The following is a 5,736-nucleotide window of genomic DNA, read 5'->3' as shown; positions in this document are numbered from 1 at the left end:
GCCCGTGCGCGGCGGGCTTCGACCAGTCGATCCGGCCGTCCTCGGGCTTGCGGCCGCCGAAATAGCTGCCGGACGACAGGTCGTTCGGCAGGTGCGGCGCCTCGCCCGCGAGCAGCGCGGGCAGCACGCGCCACAGCGTCTGCTCGGCCGCCACGGTGACCTTGTCGAACACCTGCGTGGCCGTGTCGTCCGGCAGGATCGGCACCGCGGTCTGGCCGATGATCGCACCCGCGTCGGGCTTCGCGGCCATTTCGTGCAGTGTCGCGCCGGTTTCCGTTTCGCCGTTGAGCACCGCCCAGTTGGTCGGTACCCGACCCCGGTATTTCGGCAGCAGCGACCCGTGCATGTTGTACGCGCCGCGCGGCGCGAGCGCGAGCAGCTCGACGCTCAGCATGTGCCGGTAATAGAACGAGAAGATGAAGTCCGGCTGTGCGTCGGCCACTGCGCGGCGCAGCGCCGGATCGGCCGGGTCGGCCGGCGTGACGACCGGAATCCCGTGCTCGGCCGCGATCGATGCGACGCTGCCGAACCAGATGTTCTCGTTCGGGTTGTCCTCGTGCGTGACGACGAGCGCGACGTCGACGCCGCGCGCGAGCAGCACCTGCAGGCAGCGCACGCCAACATTGTGATACGCGAAGACGACCGCGCGCGGCTTCATCGCATGACCTCCTGGCGGCCTTCGCCGGCCGGCGCGTCCTGCACGTTGCCGTGCCGCTCGAGCACGGTCTGGATCAGGTAGCGCGGGCGCGCGCGCACCTGCTGGTAGATGCGGCCGATGTATTCGCCGAGCAGGCCGAGCGCGAAGATGATCACGCCGAGCAGGAAGAACGTGATCGCGAACAGCGTGAACACGCCTTGCACTTCCGCGCCGACGATGAAGCGCCGCACGAGCAGCAGCACGAACAGCGCGGCGGAGCCGAGCGACAGGATCACGCCGATGAACGACAGCCACTGCAGCGGCACGACCGAGAAGCCGGTCACGAGGTCGAAGTTCAGGCGGATCAGGCTGTACAGCGAATACTTCGATTCGCCGGCGAAGCGCTCCTCGTGCGCGACCTCGATCTCGGTCGGGTTCTGCGCGAACGTGTACGCGAGCGCCGGGATGAACGTGTTCACTTCGCCGCACACGTTGATCGTGTCGATGATGCGGCGGCTGTACGCGCGCAGCATGCAGCCCTGGTCGGTCATCTTGATGCGCGTGATGCGCTCGCGCAGCCGGTTCATCATCTGCGACGCCTTGCGTCGCCACAGGCTGTCCTGGCGCTGCTTGCGGATCGAGCCGACATAGTCGTAGCCCTCGCGCATCTTCGCGACCAGCTTGCCGATTTCCTCGGGCGGGTTCTGCAGGTCGGCGTCGAGCGTGACGACGATGTCGCCGCGCGATTGCGCGAAGCCGGCGAGGATCGCCATGTGCTGGCCGTAGTTGCCGTTCAGCAGCACGACGCGCGTCGTATCGGGGCGCACGTGGAACTGGTCCGCGAGCATCGCGGCCGAGCGGTCGCGGCTGCCGTCGTTGACCAGGATCACTTCGTACGACGTGCCGAGCGCGTCGAGCGCCGGATAGAGCCGCGCATAGAGCGCAGCGAGGCCGTCTTCCTCGTTGTACACGGGGATGACGATCGATACTTCCGGGTTCGCTGCGCCCGGGCGTCCGGTGCCCGGATGCCCGGCGCGTGCTTCAAGGTGACTCATGTACGCTTACTTTCCGTATTGTTCGCAAATCTGGTTGGTGGCGTCGACGACGCGACGCACGTCGTCTTCCGTCATCTGCGTGAAGAGCGGCAGCGTGACGGTCGACGCGCCGTACCGTTCGGCGTGGGGGAACATGCCCTCCGTGAAGCCGCGCGCGCGGTACAGCGAGAAAAGATGGATGGCCGGGTAATGGATCCCGGTGCCGATGCCGCGTTCCTTCATCTGCGCCATGAACTCGCCGCGCGTGATCGACAGCCGCTCGAGCGGCAGCGTGACGAGGAACATGTGCCAGTTGCCGTGCTCGAATTCGGCGAGCGGCAGGCCGAGGCCGAGCTGCGCGGCCGCGCCGCCTTCGAACGCGGCGAAGTACGCGCGGGCGAGCGCATGGCGCTTCGCGGTGAAGCGCTCGAGGTGCGGCAGCTGGCCGAGGCCGACGCGTGCGGCGACGTCGGTCAGATTGTACTTGCCGCCGAGCACGTCGCAGTCCATCCCGTCGTAGCCCGTGCGCGTGATGCCTTGCAGCCGGTATTTCTGCGCGAGCGTCGCCTCGTCCTCGTTGTTGAGCACGAGCGCGCCGCCTTCGATCGTCGTGAGGTTCTTGTTCGCGTGGAAGCTGAACGACACGATGTCGCCGATCGCGCCGATGCGCTGGCCACGCCACGTCGAACCGAATGCCTGCGCGGCATCCTCGATCACGCGCAGCTTGTGCGCGCGGGCGATCGCGTACAGGCGGTCCATATCGACCGGCAGGCCCGCGAGGTAGACGGGAATGATCGCCTTCGTGCGCGGCGTGATCGCCTTCTCGAGCAGGTCGAGATCGATGTTGCGCGTGACGGGATCGATGTCGGCGAACACCGGCGTCGCGCCGGTCTCGAGGATCACGTTGCTGGTCGACACCCACGAAGCGGGCGACGTGATCACTTCGTCGCCGGGGCCGACACCGGCGATGCGCAGGCCGATCTCGAGCGTGCAGGTGCCCGAATTGAACGCGCGCACCGGGCGGCCGCCGAAGTATTCGGACAGCGCGGCCTCGAACCGCTGGTTCTGCGGGCCGGTGGTGATCCAGCCCGAGCGCAGCACGTCGACTACGCCCTGGATGGTTTCCTCGTCGATTTCGGGACGGGTGAACGGCAAGAACGGAACGGCAGTCTGGCTCATGGACGCTTGACTCGTAAGGGCTGTAATAAAAGGGACGGGCGGTTCGCCCGAAACCGGCATTAGACACCGGTTGACCGATTCATACCGTGATTTTTTGTAGGCGAATGCTTAATCGGAGGGTGCGACGGACGTGGCGGCAGCTCAGCTGCGCGCGAGCACCAACACCCCGATCAGGATGATGCCGATGCCGACGAGGCGCTGGACGGACAGCACCTCGCCGAACAGGTACCACGCGGCGAACGCGTTGACGACATAGCCGAGCGACAGCATCGGGTACGCGATCGACACGTCGACCCGCGACAGCCCGACGATCCAGACGACGACGCTGAGCACGTAGCACCCGAGCCCGCCGATGATCGGCAACTGGGTCGCGATCTTCAGGCCGACAGGGACGATGTTCGCGCGGCTGAACTCGAAGTGTCCAACGGCGTTGACGCCGGCTTTCAGCAGAAGTTGCGCGCAGGCGTTGAGCATCACGCCGGTGATGATGCAGACGAACGAAACGGGATTCATGCGGAAGACGTCCTTACGATTGCGGTTTCTCGACGATCACGCGGCGGGTGTCGCGCGCGATCACGCGCATCGGCACACCTTGCGCGACGAGCTTGTCGTACTCGCCGGGCGGCATGATCGCGAGCGCGTGGGTTTCCTGCTTCCAGCGCGCGATCCATTCGTCGACGGTCGGAATCCACTTGTTCGGCTCGACCGAGATCCCGAACCCGAGCTCGTCCTGGCGGTGGACCATGATCGTCGTGTGGCCGACGTAGAACGGGAACGTATGGTCGAGCATCTCGACTGAATAGAACGGCGTATCGGCGGGCAGCTTGTCGAGCTCGGCGCGCACGGCCGGCGCGAGCAGCGCGCCCGAGCTGTAGCGGCCGAATTCGTCGTGGCCGGTGCCGCCGATCGTGCCGAACGCAAGCCACGCGGCGCCGAACGCGGTGATCGCGGCCGTGACGCCCGCGCGCGGATTGCGGTTGAGCCATGCAGCGCCGAGCGTCAGCGCGGCCGCGACCGCGAGGCCCGCGTACAGCCACAGCTGGAACGCGCGGTACAGCGCGTTCGGCGTGCGCGCATCGCCCTGGTACGCGAGGAAGATGATGCCGAATGCGGCGACGACGATAAATACGAGGTAGCCGAGCAGGTGGCGGCGGAACCGGTCTGCCGACACGAGCGGCAGGTAGGCGCCGATCACGAGCGCGAGCGACGGCGCGACCGGCAGCACATATGACAGCAGCTTAGAGTGCGACGTGCTGAAGAACAGGAAGATGAATGCGCTCCAGATCAGCAGCACGAGCATCGGCGCGAAGCCGTTCGGCTGGCGCGGCATCCGCAGCGCGTGACGGATGCTCTGCCACGCGACCGACAGCCACGGCAGGAAGCCGACCAGCAGCACCGGCACGAAGTAGTAGAACGGACCGGGGCGGTTCTGTTCCGGGGTCAGATAGCGGCGGAACTGCTGGACGATGAAGAAGAAGTTGAAGAATTCCGGGTTGCGCTGCTGGACCAGCACGAACCACGGCGTGACGATCGCGAAGAAGATCACGAGCCCGCTGACGAGGTACAGGCGCTTCCACAGCGCCCAGTCGCGCGCGATCAGCGTATAGAGCACCAGCACGGCGCCCGGCAGGATCAGGCCGACGAGGCCCTTGGACAGCACCGCGAGCGCCATCGCCGCCCAGCAGACCCACATCCAGCCGCGCACCTCGGCGGGGCGCAGCCCGGGCCGCTGCGCGAGCAGCAATGCGCACAGCGTGACGGCCATCCACAGCGACAGGCCCATGTCGAGCGTGTTGAAGTGGCCCATCAGGTTCCAGTACGGCGAGCACGCGAGCACGACGGCCGCGAGGAAGCCCGACAGCGGGTTGAACAGGCGCGCGCCGGTGTAGCCGACGAGCAGCACGCCGGCGAAGCTCGCAACGGCCGTATAGAGGCGTGCCTGCCACTCGCCGATGCCGAACCACGCGAACGTCAGTGCGTTGAGCCAGGTCTGCAGCGGCGGCTTCTCGAAATACTTGTAGCCGTTGTAGCGGGGCGTGATCCAGTCGCCAGTGACGAACATCTCGCGCGCCATCTCGGCGTAGCGGCCTTCGTCGCTGGGAATCAGGTGGCGCAGGCCGAGCGGCGCGAACCAGATGATGGCGAGCGCGACGATCAGCAGGACGAGCGCGGTGCGGTTGAGCGGTAGCCTCGACGGCGTATCGTTCATGGAAATTCAGCCTGTTGGTTGTTGTGATGGGCCGCCGGCGGCATATGCCGTTCAAGCTCAGTTCAAGCAGCGGCAGGTGCCGGACCGGGGATCGGATCGGGCCACACCGGGCTGGGCCACGTCAGGCCCGGCCTGGCGCGGCCCGGCTGGTCGTGGCCCGACTGACTTGTCGCAGCCCGATGCGTCGGCGAGAGTTTTACCGCATCGGGGATTAACGTTCAATTAAGAGCGCGGCGGCGACTTTGCGGCCTTCGGCCATCAGGATGTTGTAGGTTCGGCAGGCGGCCTGGAAGTCCATCGTTTCGACGCCGATCCGTTTCGCGGTGAGCGCCGCGACGAGGCGCGGATGCGGAAAGCGCAGGCGCGTGCCGCTGCCGAAGATCACGACCTCGGGCGCAGGGTCGAGCAGCATCGCGAAATGCTCGGGCGCGAGCGCGTCGAACGACGACACGGGCCACGCCTGGACCGGTGCGCCCGGCAGGACGATGACGCTCTGTTCGTGCCGCTCGAGATTGACGTCGACATAATCGGGGCCGTAGCCGGTGACGGTGTTGAGCACGCCGCTCGTGTCCTGGTGCAGTTTCAAATCAGTATGTCCGCAGTTCCGAAAGGGGATTGGGGCCGCCCAGGCGGGGCCGCCAAGGTGGGGCGCACGGGCGCGGGCGGGCGTTTTCGCG

6 protein-coding genes are annotated in these 5,736 nt (G+C 66.7%); all 6 read right to left on the bottom strand.

Features of this window, described 5'->3' with window-relative positions:
• On the bottom strand, positions 1 to 658 hold a 658-nt coding region (locus G3N94_RS39220; RefSeq protein ID WP_205799571.1), incomplete at its 3' end, for a formyltransferase.
• A complete protein-coding gene (locus tag G3N94_RS39215) occupies positions 655 to 1,692 on the bottom strand; it encodes a glycosyltransferase (RefSeq protein WP_205799570.1) in 1,038 nt (345 codons plus the stop codon). The genes G3N94_RS39220 and G3N94_RS39215, both read right to left, overlap by 4 nt.
• Positions 1,693 to 1,698: 6 nt before the next feature.
• Positions 1,699 to 2,850 carry a DegT/DnrJ/EryC1/StrS aminotransferase family protein gene (locus tag G3N94_RS39210; protein ID WP_205799569.1) on the bottom strand — a complete coding sequence of 384 codons (1,152 nt, stop codon included), beginning with the start codon at positions 2,848 to 2,850 and terminating at the stop codon, positions 1,699 to 1,701.
• A gap of 141 nt (positions 2,851 to 2,991) precedes the next feature.
• A complete protein-coding gene (locus tag G3N94_RS39205; protein ID WP_089473021.1) occupies positions 2,992 to 3,363 on the bottom strand; it encodes an EamA family transporter in 372 nt (123 codons plus the stop codon).
• Positions 3,364 to 3,376: 13 nt separating this feature from the next.
• The gene (locus G3N94_RS39200) at positions 3,377 to 5,059 is read right to left on the bottom strand and encodes a glycosyltransferase family 39 protein (protein ID WP_205799568.1); all 1,683 of its coding nucleotides are present in this window, start codon (positions 5,057 to 5,059) and stop codon (positions 3,377 to 3,379) included.
• A 211-nt stretch (positions 5,060 to 5,270) separates the two neighbouring features.
• The gene (locus tag G3N94_RS39195) at positions 5,271 to 5,645 is read right to left on the bottom strand and encodes an Mth938-like domain-containing protein (protein WP_205799572.1); all 375 of its coding nucleotides are present in this window, start codon (positions 5,643 to 5,645) and stop codon (positions 5,271 to 5,273) included.
• Positions 5,646 to 5,736 lie beyond the last annotated feature (91 nt).

Origin of the sequence: Burkholderia sp. Ac-20353, from assembly GCF_017104785.1 — a bacterium.
Taxonomy (GTDB): Bacteria; Pseudomonadota; Gammaproteobacteria; order Burkholderiales; family Burkholderiaceae; genus Burkholderia.
Note: the sequence above shows the minus strand (reverse complement) of the source record. Positions and strands in the feature narration are given on the sequence as shown.